Here is a 19,448-nt window from a genome sequence, read left to right as displayed (position 1 = left end):
GATTACAGATTGAAGGAGGACTACCATGGCATCACTGCCAAGGATTGGCGAAACCATAAGCGGTTTCACTGTCACTGAACTTGGGACTATACACATGCTGGGCACCAGGACCGTTCTGTTTAACCACGAAACAAGCGGCGCCCAGCTTTTATATATTCAAAACGATGACCGGGAACTGGGTTTTAACCTGATTTACCGGACGCCGCAGATGGATGAGCTGGACAATTCCCATATACTGGAACATCTTATTTTGTCATCCTGCAAAAAGTATCCCAGCAGGGATATTTTCTTTGATATGGACAGCAAAAGCTATACCACCTTTATGAACGGCCTTACGGACAATACCTTTACCTGTTACCCGGTGTGCAGCCAGAGCCAGGAACAGCTTCTAAAACTGATGGATGTATTCCTGTGCTGCATGGAGGAACCGGATGCCCTTAAGGACAGGAATTTTTACCTGAGGGAGGCCATACGGTATGAGCTCTCATCTGCCGGCGGTCCCCTGGCCATGCAGGGCACGGTGCTCAGCGAGGACTGGGGCCATCTGACCGATATCCTGGAAAATGCAGACAGCGCCATGTCCCATACCCTGTATGAGGGAGGACGCACTGCCAATCTGCTGGGGCGGGCACACCTTCATTACAGGGAACTGTCCTACGAACAGGCCAGGGAAACCTTTGGACGATGCTACAGCTACGCCAACTGCCTGATAACCTTATATGGGAATCTGGATTACAGGGCCGTGTTACATTTTCTGGACAGAGAACACCTGTCTAAAGTCCTCTCAAAAGGCAGCAGCCTTCTTGGGGAATTTGGGGAACCGGTGAAACCGGGTTTCCGGACCTGTACGGCGCAGAGTCCCGCTTATCAGGGCAGTCCCTCGGAACACGCCTCTGTGGTGGATTATGGCATCGACCTGTCCGGCTGCACAAGAGAAGAGCTGATATACTGGGACCTTTTTGCAGATATTCTGGATAACGACACCTCTCCCTGGCACAGGCATGCAAGGGAAATGGGACTCAACCATGTAATGGAGGTTTATCTGGACATTCTGCTTCCCCACCCCTCCTTAAAGTTCCGCCTGCGCAACGGGGATTCCTGTTTGAAGGAAGTGTTTTTGGATTCCATAAGGAAAGCCCTTGAAGATATCAGCCGGGACGGCCTGTCCTCCAGACTGTACCAGGCTTCCATGAAGGAAAACCGTCTCTCTGACGCCCTTACCCGCGAGGCCCCCCATCTGGGCTTTAATCTGTCTGAAGAAATCGGACGTTTCTGGAGCACCACGGGCCGGACTGATTATTTCCAGCTCTATGAGGATGCCTTCCGGCGCTTTGAAACAGACCCGGACCAGACCATCATAAAGAAGCTGGCTGCTTCTGCCCTTCATCCCGCAGCCAGCGCCCTGGTGGTAACCGTGCCTGTACCCGGTCTGGCTGAGCAGCTGGAGGAGGAAAAGGAACAGTATCTCAGGGAAAAGCTGGATTCCATGACTGCCGCTGAACGGGAACAGCTGATAAATGAGACAGACGCCTTCCGCCTCTGGAACTCCATGGAACGGAGCAACATGGATTTTCTCATACAGCCAAAGGAACTTCCTGAGCCGGCAAACCCATGCCCGTTCACCAAACGTCAGCACGGGACCATCACATGCTACACCTCTCCCGCCCCCTCCCCGGGCGTGGGCAGTTACCAGCTCTATTTTGACATCAGCCGGATTGGTAAGGAGGACCTTAACTACCTTACGCTCTATCAGATGCTTCTGACGGAACTGGACACAAAACGCTTCACGGTGGAACAGCAGAAAAACCTGGAACAGGAATATCTTCACGACTGTACCTTTGATGAACTGTTTCCCGAACATAACGCCGGTCCCTTAAGCCATCCCATGATGAGCGTATTCTGGTACGGACTGACCGGCGATTTTGAAAAGGGACTGGATTTTCTCCTAGATGTAATGGGCGGAGGAGATTACAGTGACACGGACACCATTATACAGGTACTGGAAAAATATCTGCCTGACTATGACCTGTCCAAGGCGGACAATGCCTCTGCCCTGGCCTTCAGCCTGGCCGAGGGCTATATGAGGCAGGACTGCAGATTCCGCAATATGTTAAACAGCCAGGAAAATTATTATTTTCTGAAGGATGTGCTGAGACGGCTGAAGGAAGAGCCTGACTTTGGAACCGCAGCAGCCGCCAGGCTTGGCAGCATTGCCCGTACCATATTGAACCGTGACGGCCTGGTATTCCTGGCAGCTGCTTCACCGGATGTATTGGGAAATGTGGAGCAGGCCGCTGTGGAAATACTTGGAAGGCTTCCGGCTTTTCAGGATAGATACAGCGCCCCTGCGCCATCCATCTGGCTCCCGGACCAAAAACAAAGGCTGGCCGTGTGCGTGGAAGCCTCCTGCCAGGAGACGCGCCTCATAGGTGATTTTTATGGAAACACCTGCTTTAAAGGGCGTTATCTCCCCTTTCTCATGGCTGCGGCGGACAAATATTTAAAACCTGCTGTCCGGTACCAGGGCGGGGCTTATGACAGCGGCATTGATTTCTATATCCCTACCGGCTATTTCTCCCTGTGGAGCACCGCGGACCCTGAGGTCAGAAGCACGCTGGAGCTCTTCCTGGCAACCGGCGCCCGGCTCATGGAACTGCCGCTGACGGATGAAGAACTGGACGGCTATATCCTGAACACCTATGCCCAGGCGCTTCCGCCCTCAGGAACCTTGAGCACCCGTATGCGGCACATGCGAAGGGACATGGTGAACATAGATTCCCGCAAAATAAATGAGATGATTTCAGACATCAGGAACGCTGCCCTCAGCCACCAGCAGGAGGCTGCCCGGGTCATTGACGGAATATTGCGGCGCGGGGCCATTGTCACCGTGGGGAATGGAAAATGTATCATGAGGGATAAGGATGTGTTTGACCAGGTTCTGGTTTATCATACGGATGAGGTTTAAATGGACTGACCGGGATAAACCGGCCGTGCGGACAGAAAGAAAGCCCCGGAGTTTTTCCGCCTCCGGGGCTTTCCTTTTATATCATGGATTCCATCTTCATCCAATCCCGCCATACACAATTCCCAGTATAAACACCACCACGGCCAGGGGCACATAGACATACCTGGCCAGAGGTCCGAAGAATCCGCTTAAAGGCTTTTTCCGCCCTTCCTCCAGTTCCTTCCTGATTTCCTTATAGCCCAGAATATAATAGATGGACACAGCTCCCAGCACAGCGCCGAAGGGAACCACAATGATGGTGATAAAGTCCATCCATGACCCTACCTTGGGCTCTGACTCCAGGAAAATGCCCACCAGCAGGGCTATGCCGCTGCACAGGGCCACGGCTGCTTTTCTGGAAAGCTTAAACCGGGTCTGCCATGACTCGCTGACCGCCTCAAACATATTAATCAGGCTGGTAATGCCTGCAAAGGCCACGGACAGAAAAAATATAACTGCAAAGAGCCTTCCCATGGGCATCTGCCGGAATATGCCCGGCAGGGTAATGAACATAAGAGGCGGACCAGCGTTGGGCTCAATGCCGAATGCAAACACAGCCGGCATAATGGCCAGAGCAGCCATCATGGCAGCCACCGTATCAAAAAACGCGGTCCGGATGGATGCCTTTGGTATATCCTCCGACTTGGCCAGATAGGTTCCGTAAACAATCATTCCTGAACCTGTGATGGACAGTGAAAAAAATGCCTGTCCCATGGCCATAACCCAGGTATCCACCTTTAACAAATCGCTCCAGTCCGGAGCAAAGAGGAATTTATATCCTTCTGCCGCCCCCGGCAGAAAAGCTACCCGCACAGCCAGTATGGCGAACAATACAAAGAAGGAGGGCATCAGGACCTTATTGATTTTCTCGATTCCCTTGGTAGCCCCAAACATAAGGATGCCGGCAGCTGTCACAACCACCAGCACATGCCAGGGAAGACTGCCGAACTCGCCTGTGGCCTGGCTGAAATAGACCGCTGCATCTGTTGTGAGGATAGCCCCTGTGACGGAACCGGCCAATGCTCTTACCACCCATCCTACGATGATGGCATATCCGATGGCAATACCCAGGGAACCCAGCAGAGGAATCCATGCCAGGAAATATCCCAGCTTACCTCTGCCTATCTTTTCCCAGCAGTATTCATAAGCTCCCAGGGTGCCGGTCCTGGCCCGGCGCCCTATGGCAAACTCTGCCGAAAGCCCTACCAGGCCGAATAATACAATGAATAAAATATAGGGCACCAGAAACGCGCCGCCGCCGTATTGTCCCACACGGTACGGGAACATCCAGATATTGCCCATTCCCACTGCGGAACCCACACAGGCCAGCACAAATCCCAGGCTGCTTCCAAAGCCGCCGTTCTGGTGCACGGCTGCCGGTGAGGAATCCGTTTTTTTCTGCTTGCTCATAACTTCTCCTTTATGGTGTATGTTTCAACGGCCTGCACGTCCTGTGAGGAAGGAAAACAGGACAGTCCAAAAGCCATCTTTACTATACTACCCCAATAACACCATTTAGTCAAAGCTTTAAAGCAAAAAAGTGACAATTGTTAAAACCCATCAACCACATCATAACTGCTTCCGTTCCACAAAGCCGGCCGCACCTGCCTGGTTTTAAGCTGCTCCACAAAATCGTTCAGCCGGTCCACCTTCTCCGGCAGCCAGGTAACATACTTTCCAATCTGGCCCGTGGTGTGGGCATCGCTGGCTCCGATAGCCTTAAGCCCTAACTCCCGGCAGTATGAAAGAGCTGTTCGGTTGGCTTCCAGGGTCGTGCTGCCGTTGAGCACCTCCACCCCGTGAAGCCCTGTGACCGCGCGGAGATTCTCCTCCAGCCCCCGGTTATTGTTCCTGAAGGGATGGCAGGAGACACAGAAACCGCCGGATTTATTGACATGGTCAATGAAATCCTGGGCATCCACCCGGCGGTCCGGATACTGTTCAATTCCCCATGCCGTGATATCGCCCTGGAGGGAAAAGAATTCTATACCCACGAAAATGGGAAAACCGGTTCTGTCCGAATATTCTGCGGCATATTCCCTGAGCCCCATGCTGTCATGGTCCGTGATGCAGACAGCGTCCAGTCCCCTGCCCCGGGCTATGGTCACGATTTCCTCCAGACTGATTCGGCTGTCCGATGAATAAGTACACTCATGAAGATGCATGTCAACCAGCATTTTGATTTCTCCTATCTCTTGATGATTTTAAGCAGCCTGCCGTCCTCTGTCCATACCAGGCTTTCCAGGTCCATGAATTCAGCTACAAAGGCGCTGGCTGGACGGCGGCAAAGGTCCAGGGGCGCATCATTCTGGACCAGCTGTCCCTGGTCCATGATTGCAATGCGGTCCGCCAGGATAATGGCCTCCTCCTGGTCGTGGGTAACAAACACCATGGTCAGTCCCAGGTCCTTCTGAAGCCGTTTAAGTTCATGGCGCATTTTGGTGCGCAGGGCCGCATCCAGGTTGCAGAAGGGTTCGTCCAAAAGGCACAGCTTCGGCTCCACAATCAGCGCCCTGGCAAGCGCCACCCTCTGCTGCTGTCCTCCGCTGATTTCCTGTATATAGGCTGAGGCATAATCTGAAAGACCTACCATTTCAAGATAATGCATTCCCTTCTGCCGGGCCTGTTCCCGCTTTACTCCCCGGAATTTCAGGCCGTAAACCACATTCTGGAGCACTGTCATGTGGGGAAACAGGCCGTAGGACTGGAATACGGTTGTAACCGGCCGCTGTTCCGGAGGGATATGGGTGATATCCTCGCCATCCAGCCGCACGGCTCCGCTGTCCGGCGTCAGGAAACCGCCTATCATGTTAAGGGTCGTGGTCTTCCCGCATCCGGAGGCACCAAGGATGCAGAGCAGCTGGCCCTGTTCCAGGGTAAGGGACAGGTCCCGCACCACTTCCCTGCCGTCAAAGTGTTTTTTCAAATGGTCCAGTTCAAGATACACGTCGCTTACCTGCCTTCCATGTTATAAAATAAGCCAGCCCTTCCACTGCCAGCACTACCAGTATGATGCTGGTGGCAATCAGGGAGGCCAGGGCGTAATCCCCTGTGTATACCGCATCAAAGAGTTTGAACACTGCCAGCTTCCGTCCAGGGTCAATGAGGAACAGGATTGCTCCGGCCGTGGTCATGCTGCTGGAAAAGTTATAGACAAAACAGCTGAGAAAGGCTGGTCTCAGTCCGGGAAGTATTACGGTTTTCAGCACTGAGAACTGTCCTCCCCCCAGGTCCCGCACTGCTTTTTCCTGAGCCCTTGGCACCTGGGTCAGGGTAGCCGCGCAAATCTTTGTGGCTGTGGGAAGCTGTTTGAACAGCATATTGGAAATAACAATCAGGGCTGTACCGGTCAGCTTTAAGGGCGGTGAATGAAATGCCAGGATATAACCGATTCCAAAGCAGGTTCCCGGCAGCATATAGGGCAGGGTGACCAGACAATCAAAAAAATTCCTGCCCGGAATCCGCCTGCGTTCCATGTAATAGGCGAACAGCATGGCGAAAAGGGTCCCTGCCAGGGATACAATCAAAGCATATGTCACGCTCCGCCCCATGGTCCCCAGGTCAAAACGGACCAGCTGTTCCAGATACCGGGCGGTAAAGGAGTACACCCCCCTGGTGCTTTTCAGGAAGCCTGATATAAATATGCATCCGTACTGCAGCGCCATCATCAGAAAAAAGACCAGGCTTCCCAGGTTGGCCAGATTTCCTGCCAATCCGCATTTTCCCAGTGAAAGGGCCAGGGGTTCCTGCCTCCCCCTGCTGCCCTCTGTCAGCATATCCGAACGCTTCATCAGCTTACGGTAAATAAAAAATGCAGCGATAGACGGAAGCATCAGGACCATGTTCATGGCAGACGCCTTCTCCAGGTTGGAGTATCCCACCAGCTGAAGATATATCTCCGAAGCAATGGTGCTGAACCGCCCGCCGATAATGACCGGAGTCCCAAAATCCGCCAGGGAGCGGACAAAGGAGAGAAGCAGGGCCACCCATATACCCGGCCGTATAAGCGGCAGCACAATGTCTCCCAAAATGGCTTTAGGGCTGGCCCCCAGGTCCCTGGCGGCCCGGATGCTGTCCCCGTCCAGCTTGGTCAGAATTCCCCCCAGGAACAGGGCGTTTAACGGTACAAAGGAAAGGCTCTGCATCAGGATGACGCCCCAGCAGTTATAGGGGTCCCAGCCCAGCCCCAGCAGCCGGTACGTAATCCACCCACGGCGTCCATAGAGCTGGATATAGGCCAGGGAGGATACAAAGGGCGGGGAAACCATGGTAATCAGCAGAAGCGCCATACAGAACAGCCTGACAGCTCCCCTTCTGGTAGCTAAAAACAGGGCTGCCGCCGTGGAAAAAGCAGTACAGAGAAGGGATGCGCATACGCCCACGAACACGCTGTTCCAAAGGTTTCCCCTGTATTGGTTCCAGACAGCGGCATATGCATCATAGCTTAAGGATTTCCCGTCCCACAGACTTCTAATCAGAATACAGAGCATGGGCCAGAATACGAACAGGAATACACCGGACAGCAGGAAAGCCAGCAGCAGCTTGTCCGCCCCGTATCCTGCAATGCCAAAAAGGACATCTTTCGATGCCCTTTTGCCATACATGTCTCCATGTATATTCCTGTTTGTATTTCCATTCATGCTTTCATGAGTGTTTCCAAACTTATTCATCTGCTGCCTTATCTCCCATCAGCGCCTCAAAGTGCTCCAGGATTTCCGTACGCTTTTCACCGAACAGGGACAGGTCCTCCTTCATCAGCATACCTGTGTCATATCCCAGGTCCAGTCCTTCCAGGGATGGCTTAATGGTCTTCACGCTGTTCTTCTGGTCAATCTCCGCCAGCATCTGAAGATTCTCATCGCTGCTGAACAGCCACTCTATAAAATACCTGGCTGCGTCTGCATTCTCGGCATTCTTAAATGCAGCCACTCCCTCGGGAACCCACGGAATGCCATCTGCCGGGTAAACGATGGACACATCATACTCATCTAACAGGGACTCAATGGTGCCGTCAATATATGTGATGCCAATGGCATATTCATCTGTGGTCACCTTATTCTTGGGGTCGGAACCGCGTTTTGCATAATATGCAATGTTCTTATTCAGTCCTTCCAAATAAGACCAGCCGCCTTCTTCTCCCTTAGCCTGCAGCAGGGCGTTGACCACTGCATAGTTGGTACCTGATACAGCCGGGTTGGACATGATGATTTCGCCTGCATATTCTTCCTTCAATAAATCATCCCAGCTGGCAGGAGCCTCCAGATTCAGCTCCTCCATGAGGCCGTCATTGAGCAGAAAACCTACAATGGTAATTCCCTTGGAATACCAATAGCCTTCTGAATCCTTGAACTCATCCGCCAGGCCGGCTGATGCGTCAAAGGTAACCTGCTCTAACAGCCCGTCATCCTTTGCGCTCATGAACGCGTCAATACCGCCTCCAAACCATAAATCGGCGGATGGTGTTCCGCCCTCTGCGCGGAGCTTGGAAAGCACCTCGCCGGAAGACATGGACAGCAGTTCTACCTTAACACCTGTATCCTCCGTGAACTTGTCAAACAGGGTTACGTAATTCTCACTGGTGGCAACCACCTTCATGGTACCGGTAAGAGCCGGAGCCTCTGCCTTTGTCTCCTCCTGGCTTTCAGTCTCTGTCTCTGTGGCTGTTTCCTCAGTCTGGGCCTCGGCAGAAGCTGCTGCGCTGGTATTATTGCTGGTATTATTGCTGGTATTATTGCTGCCGCAGGCTGCCAGGGCCGGTACCATGGACAATGCCGTTAGCAGGGCAATCATTTTCTTTCTCATCTGTGTTCGTATCCTTTCTCTCATAACCGTATTTTGCATCACAGTCCTTTATCCTCCTCTTAAGGACAGTAATTACCATTGTTGAATTATAATAAGCAGCTGTCTCTAAGTCAATATGAATACTGTTTGCATAGAAAAAAACGAACAGATGAGAAATCAGATAGAAAAAATCTATTCAAGGGTTCCGGCTGCCAGTCTCCGCCCAAATCATTCCCGGCATCATTTTACAAAAAGGAATGGACGGTGCCAGGGCATTGTGATAGAATAAACGAGGTTATTTTCCCGGCATATGGCCGGGATTTTTAATGGATATAACGGAGGGATTTTGAGAATGGAACATAAAAGGAGTCAATGGGCCAGCAACATAGGATTTATACTGGCTGCCGCGGGAAGCGCTGTGGGACTGGGGAATATATGGAAATTCCCGGGAAAGGTGGCCGCAGGAGGAGGCGGGGCGTTTTTAATCTGCTATGCCCTGATTGTTCTGCTGGTAGGATTTCCGGTCATGCTGGCAGAGCTCTCCATCGGACGCAGCACCCAGAAAAACGTAGTGGGCGCGTTCCGCCGGCTGAACCCGCGCTGGAGCTTTGCCGGGGGCATCGGCGTCCTGACCCTGTTTGTAATTATGTCCTACTACAGTGTGGTGGGAGGATGGGTGATGAAATACATTGCAGTGTATCTGACCGGAGCTGATTTCAGCGCCTTTGGAAATGACAGCAGCAGATTTTCCGCCTACTTTGCGGATTTCATATCCCGGCCGGGAGAGCCCCTCATATGGGGCGCTGCCTTCCTGCTTCTGTGCATCTACGTGGTTGTGCGGGGCGTGTCAGAAGGAATTGAACGGGTCAGCAAATTTTTAATGCCCGGCCTGTTCGTACTGCTGACCGGCATCGTCATCTATGCAATGACCCTGGACGGGGCTGCTGAAGGTCTTAAGTATATGCTGGCCGTGGACCCGGCAAAATTCAACGGCGGAACCGTTGTGGCTGCCCTGGGCCAGGCATTCTTTTCCCTCAGCGTGGGAATGGGCATTATGGTGACTTACGGCTCCTATGTGCCCAGGACAGAAAACCTGTCCAAAAGCGCGGGCTGCATCTGCATTCTGGACAGCCTTGTGGCACTGCTGTCCGGATTAGCCATCGTACCGGTGGTCTATATCACGGCCGGACCCGAAGCCATGGGAATGGGAGGCGGCTTTGCCTTCATGGCTCTTCCGGAGGTATTCAGCCGGCTGCCCGGCGGCGTGTTCTTTGGCTTTGCCTTCTTCCTGCTGCTGTTTGTGGCTGCCCTGACCAGCGCCATCAGCATCCTTGAGAGCTGCATCGCATGGCTTACGGAGGAATTTGGACTGTCCAGGCTGAAAGCCACCCTGCTTCTTGTGATTCCCATGTCATTTTTAAGCGCAGGCTATTCACTGTCGCAGGGGGCCATGGACATAAACCTGCCCTGGTTTGATTTCACCAACGGCGTACAGTATCTTCCCATGAATGCTGTCATGGAAAAATTCACTGACAATCTGATGATTCCCCTGGGAGCCCTGTGCTTCTGCCTGTTTGTGGGATGGGTATGGGGAACGGACAATGCCTCTGGGGAAATTGAAGCCTCGGGCCACAGCCTGGCCTGGAAACGGCTGTGGGCCTTTCTGGTGAAATTCCTGGCTCCGGCGGTTATTGTGGTCATCTTATATTTTACGGTTGGACGCGGGCAGGGCCTGTCCTAAAGGACCGGCCCCGCATATCATGAATCAATGGTTCCGGCATCTGTTTTTCCGGAACCTGTATTTTTTTCTTCCCGGTCTTCGTCAGCACGGTCTGTCCCGGCCTGCAGATTATCCGCCTCCCGGTTTTCTTCCAGCGCATCCATGCTCTCCTTAAGACTCTTTCCCTGGCTGTCTCCAAGCTCCGCAGCCTGGTCCCGCAGAGACGCAATCTCCATTTCCTTTCTCTTTATGGCGCTGGTCTCATTGTCAATCATATCCGCCACATTGGCGCCCCCCATGCCCTTACTGACCAGGGCATCCACATGGACGCCGCTCTGGCTGGCTTCCGCTTCCTTCACATGCATCTCACCTTCAATCCGGTCCTTTACGGATGCTATCCTCTCAGCATTTCTGATGCCGTCCGATACATTGGCAAGGCTGCTTAAACGCTCTGCTTCCCGCTGGTCCTCCGTCTTATTGGGGTCAGGCTTTCCGGACTTTTTTTTGTCATCCTGTTCCACACACGCCTTGGCCTGCTGGGCATACAGTCCGGCTATCTGTTTGTCCAGGTCCGCCAGCTGCTTCCCGTAATTTTTCAGCTGGTCCTTGATATCATCCACCTTGCCGCCGTTTTTCAAGGTACTTTCTACCAGGTCATTCTTTCTGTCAATAATGGCCTGCTTCTGCTTTGTCAGATTCTCTATCATACTCATAAACTTTCCCTGAGGCGAGAACGTGGCCCTGTCACTGCGCCCTGTTCCGGCTGCTTTTCTGGTTCCGGCCTTATTTTTTGCAAAGGAGGCGTTTACCCTTGCCGCATTGATGATGGTGTTTTTAGGCTGAACTGAATTAAAATTAATTCTCATAGTCTTTCCTCCCGCTGGGATTTTTTGTTCCTGTCTATGTTATCGTACGGTTGCTGTTAAAGTTTACAGTCCGCGCGTCATATCTTTTCCCTCAACTGCTGCCATTATAGCCGTTCCAAAGGCAGATAGCAACCCGGGGCCGGTCACTTTCCGCCCTCGCAGTTTCAACAAATTCCGCGTTATTAATTTAACTTTTATTGACTATTTTGCCTATATTTGTTAGGTTAGTCTTTATGGATACATATCATTTCAGAAATCAGACATAAGGAGAATAAAGCATGGAAATCACCAGCCAACTGACCGCCGAGGAAAAGAGGGCTATCATCCGGGACAACGGAGGGGACAAAGAACACCTTCTGGCTATCCTCTATGAACTGCAGAACGCCTCAGGCTACAACTACATTGATGAGGAAACCGCCGCACTGGTGGCAGAGGAAGTGGGTATGAATCCCACACGGGTATATGACATCATAACATTTTACGCCATGTTAAAGACAGAACCAAAGGCCAGGTTTGTGCTGAAGGTATGCAACAGCACCCCATGCCATTTCTCCCGCTCCGAAGAAATCGCACAGATTCTCAAGGAGGAACTGGGGGTGGGCATAGGCGAGACCACAGAGGACGGACTCTTTGCCTACCACTATATCCCCTGTGTGGGGGCCTGCGACATAGGACCTGTTATCAAGGTAAAGGACACGGTCTACGGAAATCTGGACCGTGAAAAAATCCGGCGGCTTCTGGATGACCTGAGGTCCGGAAAACGCAATCAATAATTGAGGGAGAACACTTACATGGAAATAAATGAATCCGTTTTATTAAGGCGCGTGGGCAGAATGAACCCTGTATCTGTTCCTGAGTTTGAAGCTCTGGGAGGATTTTCAGGCATACGCAAGGCTCTGGCCATGGAAAAAGAAGAAATCCTGGAGGAAATCAGCCGTTCCAATTTAAAGGGACGCGGCGGCGCAGGCTATCCTGCGGGCCGGAAATGGAAAAGTTTATACAGGATTGAGGGCGATACAAAGTACATTGTATGCAATGCAGACGAGGGAGAGCCGGGCACCTTCAAGGACAGGGTGCTGTTGGAGGAAACGCCCCTAAGCGTCATAGAGGGAATGCTCATTGCAGGATATGTGTTCGGCTCCAAACAAGGTTATATTTACATACGCGGAGAGTACCGGAGAATACAGAAGATTTTTGAGGAAGCCATACGGAATGCCGTGGATGCCGGGTATCTGGGAAAGGACATCATGGGGGTTCCGGGCTTTGACTACAGCATCACCGTTGTCTCAGGGGGCGGCGCATATGTGTGCGGCGAGAATTCCGCCATGCTCAACTCCATTGAAGGGAAAATAGGGCGGCCCAGAATCAAACCGCCTCATCTGGCCGAAGTAGGTCTGTACGGCAAACCCACCCTGGTCAACAACGTGGAGACTCTGTGCTGCGTCCCCGTCATCCTTGATGAGGGCAGTCAGAAGTTCCTCTCCTACGGCACGCCTGAAAGCGGCGGAACCAAGCTGGTATCCATAAGCGGCCATGCAAAAAACAGGGGCGTGTTTGAGGTGGGTCTTGGTATTTCCCTGGGCAGCCTGATTATGGACCAGGAATACGGCGGCGGCACGTCAACCGGCAGAAAGCCCGGTTTCTTCCACATGGGCGGCCAGTCCGGCCCCATTGGATTCCCCGAACAGCTGGATACGCCCTATACCTATGAGGACCTGGCCCGGGAGGGGCTGGCCGTCGGTTCCGGCGCCATTGTGGTTCTGGACGACAGTGTCTGTATTGTGGAATATATACAGAAGGTCTTTGAATTCTTTGTCCATGAATCCTGCGGAAAGTGTACCCCCTGCCGTCTGGGAACCACCCGCATACTGGAACTGCTTACGGATTTCGTGGAAGGAAGGGCCAGGGAAGGGGATGTGGAGCGCCTGGAATACATGGCCAATCAGGTGTCCCAGCTTTCGGCCTGCGGTCTGGGCCAGTCTGTAAATGTAGCCCTGATGTCCGCCCTCCGCCACCGCAGAGGCGATTTTGAAGCGCATATAAACGGAGGCGCCTGCCCTGCGGGAGCCTGCGTATGTCATGAGAACGGGAGGAATGAAAAATGTCTCACCATGTAAATCCGGATACCAGGATACATATAGAAATCGACCATATACCATGCCAGGTCCCGCCTGAGACCACCATTCTTACAGCCGCGGCCGGACTGGGCATCCAGATTCCCACCCTGTGCTACATGAAGGAACTGGCTCCTGACGGTTCCTGCCGCATGTGTGTGGTGGAAGTGGACGGAGGACGGAAAAAGGGCCTTGTCACTGCATGCTCCGAGCACTGCACCGAGGGCATGGTTATTTCCACCCGTTCAGATAAAGTAATTGAAGCCAGGCGCTTTGTCCTGGACCTCCTTATGAGCAACCACAAGGAGCACTGCTTCTCCTGTCCGCAGAACGGTTCCTGCAAGCTTCAGGACTACTGCATGGAGTACGGCGTGGAATACACCAGCTATGACAGGGGAAAACGCGTAAATGCCCCAAAGGATACATCCAGTCCCTTTTTTGAATACAATCCGCAGCTGTGCATCATGTGCCGCCGGTGCGTACGGATATGCGAGGAGCTTCAGTGCAGGAACGTAATCAGCCTGAAGGACCGCAGCTTTGATACCATCATCACCACTGCCTACGGAAAGCCCTGGTCTGAAACCACCTGCGAATCCTGCGGCAACTGCGTCTCCCATTGTCCCACAGGGGCCCTGTCAGCCAAGGACCATAAGAAGTACCGCAGCTGGGAGGTCAGGAAGGTCAGGACCACCTGCCCCCACTGCGCCACCGGATGTCAGATGGACCTGCTTGTCAGGGACAACCGGATTGTGGGAGCAGAACCGGCCGACGGGCCTTCCAACCACAATCTGCTGTGCGTAAAGGGCAAATTCGGCTCATACAAGTTCGTTGGCTCCGGCGACCGTCTGACCCATCCCCTCATCCGCAGGAACGGACAGCTGGAGCAGGCTTCCTGGGACGAGGCCCTGGATTACATGGCAAAACGGTTCAGGGAGATTCAGAACAAATACGGCAATGACGCCATCGCCGGTTTCTCCTGTTCACGGGCTCCCAATGAGGACAATTTCGTGTTCCAGAAAATGATGCGCGCTGCTTTCCGAACCAACAACGTGGATAACTGCGCCCGTATCTGCCACTCAGCGTCTGTGACCGGTCTGGCCATGACCCTTGGCTCCGGCGCCATGACCAATCCCATTGCAGATATTACAGGGGATGTGGATGTGATTCTCCTTGTGGGTTCCAACCCCACCGAGGCCCATCCCGTGGTGGGCACCCAGATACGCCGCGCCGTCAGGCGGGGGACAAAGCTGATTGTGGTGGACCCCAGGAAGATTGACCTGACAAACGACGCAGCCCTGCACCTGCAGATTAAGCCGGGCACCAATGTGGCCTTTGCCAACGGCATGATGCACATTATTCTGAAAGAGGGCCTGGCTGACATGGATTTCATTTCATCCCGCACAGAGGGATTTGAAATCCTGGAACAGATTTTAGAAGATTATCCCCCTGAGAGAGTGGCCGAAATATGCCACATCCGTCAGGAGGACCTGATACAGGCTGCACGGATGTATGCGGGCGCCGGAAAGGCTCCCATTATATACTGCCTGGGCGTGACAGAGCACTCCACGGGCACGGAGGGCGTCATGAGCCTTTCCAACCTGGCTATGATGACAGGCAAGCTGGGAAGGCCCGGATGCGGCATCAATCCCCTGCGGGGCCAGAACAATGTACAGGGCGCCTGCGACATGGGATGTCTGCCAACGGACTTCCCCGGCTACCAGAAGGTGGCGAATCCGGACGTTATCCACAAGTTCCAGATGGCCTGGAGCGTGGACTTAAATCCCAGGCCCGGCCTTACCTCCACCGAGGTCTTTCCTGCTGCCATTGACGGAAGAGTAAAGGGACTGTATATCTTCGGGGAGGACCCGGTCGTAACAGACCCGGATACAGGACATATTGAAAAGGCGCTGAAGAGCCTGGATTTCCTGGTGGTGCAGGAGCTTTTCATGACAGAGACAGCTGCCTACGCGGACGTGATTCTTCCGGGCGTCAGCTATGCTGAAAAGGAAGGCACCTTTACCAACACGGAGCGCCGCCTCCAGCGGGTCCGGAAAGCGGTTGAACCTGCGGGGCAGGCAAGGGATGACATACAGATATTCTGCGACGTCATGGGACGGATGGGATATCCCTGCCATTATGAGGGCGCAGCCCAGGTCATGGACGAGATTGCGTACGTAACCCCGTCCTACGGCGGAATCAGCCACGCCAGGCTGGATGCAGGCGAAAGCCTTCAGTGGCCCTGCCCCTCTAAGGACCATCCGGGCACGCCCATTCTTCATACAGGCAGATTCTCCAGGGGCCTTGGATATTTCTATCCCGCTGTGTACAAGGAATCCAGGGAGCTTCCGGATGAGGAGTATCCAATCCTCCTGACCACTGGACGTATGCTCTACCACTACAACACCCGGGCCATGACTAAGCGGACCGAGGGACTGAATGAAATCTGCAACGAATCCTATATCGAGGTCAATGAGGAGGACGCGGCTTCCCTTGGCATCCGCAACGGAGACAAGGTGCTTGTATCCTCCAGAAGAGGACAGATTTCCAGCACCGCCAGGGTGGGGCAGAAGGTACACCCAAGGGAGGCATTCATGACCTTCCACTTTGCGGACGGCAATGTGAACCGCATTACCAACGCCGCACTGGACGACCTGGCCCGGATTCCTGAATATAAAGCATGCGCCATCCGTATCAGGAAGGCGTAATGAGGTGCTGATAATGGAATTCACCAAACAGTATCCAATCATACGGTATGAGGACGGCAGGGAGGAGCCCTCCGCAGATGAAGTACTGGCGGAATGCGCCCTCAGCGTGCGCATCAACGGCCGCTTAACGGAAGTCCTTCACTGTATTCCGGAATACCTGGAGGAGATGCTCTTAGGCAGGCTGTATACCTCAGGCGCCATCTCCTCCCCTGAGGATATAACGGATTTAAACATTCATCCGTCTCTCTGCCGGGCAGACATAAAAATCCGGGAAACGGACCGTACCATGGTCCGCCTCCCGGATTCACACATCTGTCCCAATGACATACTCATGCTTTCCCAGCGCCTTCTGGACGCCTCGGAGCTGTTCCGCAAAACCGGCAACGTCCACAGCGTAATGCTGTGCCGTGATTCCGAGGTTCTGTACCTGACAGAGGACCTGGACCGCGGCCGGGCATTTGAAAAGACAGTTGGCCGGGCCTTAAAAGACCATGTGGACTTTGCAGGCACCAGCGTGTATACCACCGGGCGGATTCCCCTCCCCATTGCGCAGAAGGCCATATGGGCCGGCATACCCGTCATTGTATCCCGCTCCGCCCCAACAGACCTGACCCTGGAGCTGGCCGCTGCCTACAACCTGACGGTCATCGGATTTGCCCGCAGAAACAGGATGAATATCTACCGTGCAGCCCCTAATGGCTCCTCTGCCCCATCCCCGGTCAGGCCAGATATGTAATCACAGGAATGGTAAGCACAGACAGGATGGAGGTCAGCGCAATGCTTTTGGCTGAAATCCTTCCATCCGTGGCCCCGTATTCCTTCTCAACCAGCATGACCACGCTGCCCACCGGCATTGCAATCAAAAGGATAAAGATTCCGTAGGAAACCTTGTCAATGGGCAGCATCCTCAGAAACGGGATGCAGACAGCAGGTATGACCAACAGGCTGATAAAGGCAAAGAGCAGCTGCTTCCTGTCGGTGACCAGGGACTTTAAGTCTGACTGGGCCACCATGATTCCCACGGTCATCATGGACAGGGGCACGGCTGCATTTCCCATGCTGTCCACAAAAACAGCCGCGGGTTCCGGCACCCGGATATGGAATGCAAATATAAGAATTGCCAGGATACAGGCGCCCATGCCGATATTTAGCATCTTCTTCCAGGGGAGCCCGGTCCGGTCCGTCCTGCTGTTTTGCGCCCCGTCTTTTCTTTTCTGTCCGTTTCCAGCCTTTCCTTGCGGCCTGTCTCCTGTATTTTTACTGTCATCCCTTGTCCCCATAGCCAGAAGAATACCATACGAATAAACCAGAAGATTATAACCAACAATATAAAAGGCCACGAATATCACAGCCTCTTCCCCATACAGACTGCGCACCAGCGGGATTCCCATAAATCCCAGGTTGGGGAATATCATCATAAGGCGGTAGCTGTTTACCTCCCCGGGTTCAAGTCCCATAAGCTTTGTAAACAGCCGGCTCAGGAGAATGAGAACCAGGAAAAACACAGCCACCAAAACCAGGTTCTCCGCCACCATGTGAGGACTGTATGTGATTTTCTTATTCAGTACGCCGGATATAATCAGACATGGATTAAAGATATTGATGATAACGGAAGACAGACTCCTAGAGCCTTCCTGGGAGACGATGTGCGCCTTAAAGGCAATAAAACCAGCCAACATCATAAAAAACAAAACCAGCATCTGCCCGGCAATAATTCCTGCGTTCATTTCTATTACCTGCTTTTTTCTTGATTGTTCCATTGTAGCTGATTCCATTGCTATTTTCAATGATAACTCCAGAAAACAACCGCTGTTTATAATGACTGTTCCCCTGTCTTCCCCATAAATTAGGTTGAGCCGGCAGGAAAGGCCCTCTGCCAATCCCACCGGCTTATTTTGTATGGTATCTATATGAAAAGCTCTGACTGCTTGTTTATGTCTCATAGTATACCGGCTATTTGTGTCATAAGTTTGACCGATTGCTAAATAGTTTCTAAAGAGGCTTAAGAAAATATAACAGAATCTTTTGATTTTCTTGTGTTGACATATAATACTATATGCTGTATAGTATAACTATATTATACATTGTATAATATGACGCGACTAATAATATTGTTTTCAGAACAGAGGTGTGCTTATGATATTTAACACTGGCTCCGCACTTTTAGACGCCATTGTACTGGCGGTTGTCTCAAAGGATGCGAAAGGGACTTATGGATATAAAATCACCCAGGATGTCCGGCTGGCCATTGATATCTCGGAATCCACCTTATATCCGGTGCTGAGACGCCTTCAGAAGGAGGATTGTCTGGAGGTGTACGACATGGCCATTGACGGCAGGAACCGCAGATATTACAGGTTAACGGAAAAAGGCAGGGTACAGCTGAATTTGTACCGGGGGGAATGGGCAACTTATTCACAGAAGATATCCCAGATATTTAAGGAGGCGAAGCTATGACCAGGGATGAGTTTATGAAGGAGCTTGCATATCTTCTGCAGGACATCCAGGATGAAGACAAGGACGATGCGGTCCAATACTATACCGATTATTTTGACGAGGCCGGTCCTGATAAGGAAGCAGAGGTCATACAGGAATTAGGAAGCCCTGAGCGGATTGCCGCCATCATTCGGACCGACATAGCAGGACACCTGGAGGACGGCGGCGAATTTACGGAACAGGGCTATCAGGACGAGCGGTTCCGGGACCCGGGCTATGCCATGGCAAAGCGTCTGGACCTGCCACAGGAGCAGGAGGGCGGCAGCCAGGGAAACGGTCAGGCGGATGGCCAGGATGACTTCAGACAGAGCCGGGGATTTAACCAGGGACCGGAGGACCGTTATACAGATGCCGGAAAACGGGCCTCCCAGACGTCTCCGCCCAGAACCAGCAAGGTGATAAAGCTCATATTATGGGCAGTCCTCATCATAGTGGCATTCCCCGTGTTCCTGGGGGTGGGCGGCGGCCTGCTGGGCCTGGCTGCGGGAGTCCTGGGCATTCTGACAGCCATACTGGTGGGGCTGGGAGTCACCACCTTTGCGGTACTCATGGGAGGAATCGTTATGCTTCCATATGGCGTGTTCCACATGTTTTCCCACCCCCTGGACGGACTCATGACATCCGGTACAGGACTAATCCTTCTGGGCGCCGGGGCCCTGTGCCTGGCCCTTTCCGTATTGTTCTACGGAAGGTTTGTCCCTTTTGTCATACGAAGTATCGTCAATGGGCTTAGCCGCCTGCTCCACCGAAGGAGGTAATGAA

Annotated in this window: 15 protein-coding genes; 8 read left to right on the top strand and 7 right to left on the bottom strand. The window is 52.9% G+C overall.

The window, feature by feature from the left end:
- Positions 1-25 precede the first annotated feature (25 nt).
- Positions 26-2,965 carry a peptidase M16 gene (locus tag I2H39_RS19820; RefSeq protein ID WP_195627351.1) on the top strand — a complete coding sequence of 980 codons (2,940 nt, stop codon included), beginning with the start codon at positions 26-28 and terminating at the stop codon, positions 2,963-2,965.
- Between the two features lie 96 nt (positions 2,966-3,061).
- On the opposite strand, the gene I2H39_RS19815 is transcribed toward I2H39_RS19820, so the two are convergent.
- The 5 genes from I2H39_RS19815 to I2H39_RS19795 form a co-directional block, all read right to left on the bottom strand.
- Entirely contained in the window at positions 3,062-4,414 is a 1,353-nt protein-coding gene (locus tag I2H39_RS19815; protein WP_195627350.1) for a sodium-dependent transporter, read from the bottom strand.
- A gap of 140 nt (positions 4,415-4,554) precedes the next feature.
- Positions 4,555-5,181, bottom strand: coding sequence for a PHP domain-containing protein (locus I2H39_RS19810; protein ID WP_138311151.1), 627 nt, complete (start codon positions 5,179-5,181; stop codon positions 4,555-4,557).
- Positions 5,182-5,192: 11 nt separating this feature from the next.
- On the bottom strand, positions 5,193-5,930 hold the full coding sequence (locus I2H39_RS19805; RefSeq protein WP_240305746.1) for an ABC transporter ATP-binding protein: 738 nt from the start codon (positions 5,928-5,930) through the stop codon (positions 5,193-5,195).
- Between the two features lie 10 nt (positions 5,931-5,940).
- Positions 5,941-7,608, bottom strand: a complete 1,668-nt coding sequence (locus I2H39_RS19800) for an iron ABC transporter permease (RefSeq protein WP_243281826.1) — start codon at positions 7,606-7,608, stop codon at positions 5,941-5,943.
- A 58-nt stretch (positions 7,609-7,666) separates the two neighbouring features.
- Complete coding sequence (locus tag I2H39_RS19795) at positions 7,667-8,806, bottom strand: ABC transporter substrate-binding protein (RefSeq protein WP_195627348.1); 1,140 nt, start codon at positions 8,804-8,806, stop codon at positions 7,667-7,669.
- 331 nt (positions 8,807-9,137) lie between these two features.
- Between I2H39_RS19795 and I2H39_RS19790 the strand changes: the two genes are divergently transcribed.
- Positions 9,138-10,526 carry a sodium-dependent transporter gene (locus I2H39_RS19790; RefSeq protein WP_138311155.1) on the top strand — a complete coding sequence of 463 codons (1,389 nt, stop codon included), beginning with the start codon at positions 9,138-9,140 and terminating at the stop codon, positions 10,524-10,526.
- 17 nt (positions 10,527-10,543) lie between these two features.
- Here I2H39_RS19790 and I2H39_RS19785 read toward each other — a convergent pair whose 3' ends face one another.
- Positions 10,544-11,371: a hypothetical protein gene (locus I2H39_RS19785; RefSeq protein ID WP_195627347.1), complete on the bottom strand. Its 828-nt coding sequence runs from the start codon at positions 11,369-11,371 to the stop codon at positions 10,544-10,546.
- 278 nt (positions 11,372-11,649) lie between these two features.
- On the opposite strand from I2H39_RS19785, the gene I2H39_RS19780 reads away from it, so the two are divergent.
- Genes I2H39_RS19780 through I2H39_RS19765 form a run of 4 tightly spaced genes read left to right on the top strand, consistent with a single transcriptional unit; the run spans position 11,650 to position 16,926 of the window.
- Positions 11,650-12,144: an NAD(P)H-dependent oxidoreductase subunit E gene (locus tag I2H39_RS19780; RefSeq protein WP_138311164.1), complete on the top strand. Its 495-nt coding sequence runs from the start codon at positions 11,650-11,652 to the stop codon at positions 12,142-12,144.
- Positions 12,145-12,162: 18 nt separating this feature from the next.
- The gene (locus I2H39_RS19775; protein WP_138311165.1) at positions 12,163-13,488 is read left to right on the top strand and encodes an NADH-ubiquinone oxidoreductase-F iron-sulfur binding region domain-containing protein; all 1,326 of its coding nucleotides are present in this window, start codon (positions 12,163-12,165) and stop codon (positions 13,486-13,488) included.
- On the top strand, positions 13,473-16,190 hold the full coding sequence (fdhF, locus tag I2H39_RS19770) for a formate dehydrogenase subunit alpha (RefSeq protein WP_195627346.1): 2,718 nt from the start codon (positions 13,473-13,475) through the stop codon (positions 16,188-16,190). The genes I2H39_RS19775 and fdhF overlap by 16 nt, the downstream gene beginning before the upstream one ends.
- 13 nt (positions 16,191-16,203) lie before the next feature.
- A complete protein-coding gene (locus tag I2H39_RS19765; RefSeq protein WP_207746898.1) occupies positions 16,204-16,926 on the top strand; it encodes a formate dehydrogenase accessory sulfurtransferase FdhD in 723 nt (240 codons plus the stop codon).
- On the opposite strand, the gene I2H39_RS19760 is transcribed toward I2H39_RS19765, so the two are convergent.
- On the bottom strand, positions 16,910-17,917 hold the full coding sequence (locus I2H39_RS19760; protein WP_195627345.1) for an AEC family transporter: 1,008 nt from the start codon (positions 17,915-17,917) through the stop codon (positions 16,910-16,912). The genes I2H39_RS19765 and I2H39_RS19760 overlap by 17 nt on opposite strands.
- Before the next feature lie 409 nt (positions 17,918-18,326).
- On the opposite strand from I2H39_RS19760, the gene I2H39_RS19755 reads away from it, so the two are divergent.
- Complete coding sequence (locus tag I2H39_RS19755) at positions 18,327-18,647, top strand: PadR family transcriptional regulator (RefSeq protein WP_195627344.1); 321 nt, start codon at positions 18,327-18,329, stop codon at positions 18,645-18,647.
- Positions 18,644-19,444 carry a DUF1700 domain-containing protein gene (locus I2H39_RS19750; RefSeq protein ID WP_195627343.1) on the top strand — a complete coding sequence of 267 codons (801 nt, stop codon included), beginning with the start codon at positions 18,644-18,646 and terminating at the stop codon, positions 19,442-19,444. Before I2H39_RS19755 ends, I2H39_RS19750 begins: the two co-directional genes overlap by 4 nt.
- Positions 19,445-19,448 lie beyond the last annotated feature (4 nt).

It is taken from the genome of Clostridium sp. 1001283B150225_161107_B6 (assembly GCF_015556325.1).
In the GTDB taxonomy this organism is placed as follows: domain Bacteria; phylum Bacillota; class Clostridia; order Lachnospirales; family Lachnospiraceae; genus Enterocloster.
This window is presented reverse-complemented; position numbering and strand designations above follow the sequence as displayed.

Bases quoted from the DNA above. Each gene is read 5' to 3' on its own strand.
- I2H39_RS19820 (WP_195627351.1), top strand. From the start codon at position 26: ATGGCATCACTGCCAAGGATTGGCGAAACCATAAGCGGTTTCACTGTC.
- I2H39_RS19815 (WP_195627350.1), bottom strand. From the start codon at position 4,414: ATGAGCAAGCAGAAAAAAACGGATTCCTCACCGGCAGCCGTGCACCAG.
- I2H39_RS19810 (WP_138311151.1), bottom strand. From the start codon at position 5,181: ATGCTGGTTGACATGCATCTTCATGAGTGTACTTATTCATCGGACAGC.
- I2H39_RS19800 (WP_243281826.1), bottom strand. From the start codon at position 7,608: ATGTATGGCAAAAGGGCATCGAAAGATGTCCTTTTTGGCATTGCAGGA.
- I2H39_RS19795 (WP_195627348.1), bottom strand. From the start codon at position 8,806: ATGAGAAAGAAAATGATTGCCCTGCTAACGGCATTGTCCATGGTACCG.
- I2H39_RS19790 (WP_138311155.1), top strand. From the start codon at position 9,138: ATGGAACATAAAAGGAGTCAATGGGCCAGCAACATAGGATTTATACTG.
- I2H39_RS19785 (WP_195627347.1), bottom strand. From the start codon at position 11,371: ATGAGAATTAATTTTAATTCAGTTCAGCCTAAAAACACCATCATCAAT.
- I2H39_RS19780 (WP_138311164.1), top strand. From the start codon at position 11,650: ATGGAAATCACCAGCCAACTGACCGCCGAGGAAAAGAGGGCTATCATC.
- I2H39_RS19775 (WP_138311165.1), top strand. From the start codon at position 12,163: ATGGAAATAAATGAATCCGTTTTATTAAGGCGCGTGGGCAGAATGAAC.
- fdhF (WP_195627346.1), top strand. From the start codon at position 13,473: ATGTCTCACCATGTAAATCCGGATACCAGGATACATATAGAAATCGAC.
- I2H39_RS19765 (WP_207746898.1), top strand. From the start codon at position 16,204: ATGGAATTCACCAAACAGTATCCAATCATACGGTATGAGGACGGCAGG.
- I2H39_RS19760 (WP_195627345.1), bottom strand. From the start codon at position 17,917: ATGAACGCAGGAATTATTGCCGGGCAGATGCTGGTTTTGTTTTTTATG.
- I2H39_RS19755 (WP_195627344.1), top strand. From the start codon at position 18,327: ATGATATTTAACACTGGCTCCGCACTTTTAGACGCCATTGTACTGGCG.
- I2H39_RS19750 (WP_195627343.1), top strand. From the start codon at position 18,644: ATGACCAGGGATGAGTTTATGAAGGAGCTTGCATATCTTCTGCAGGAC.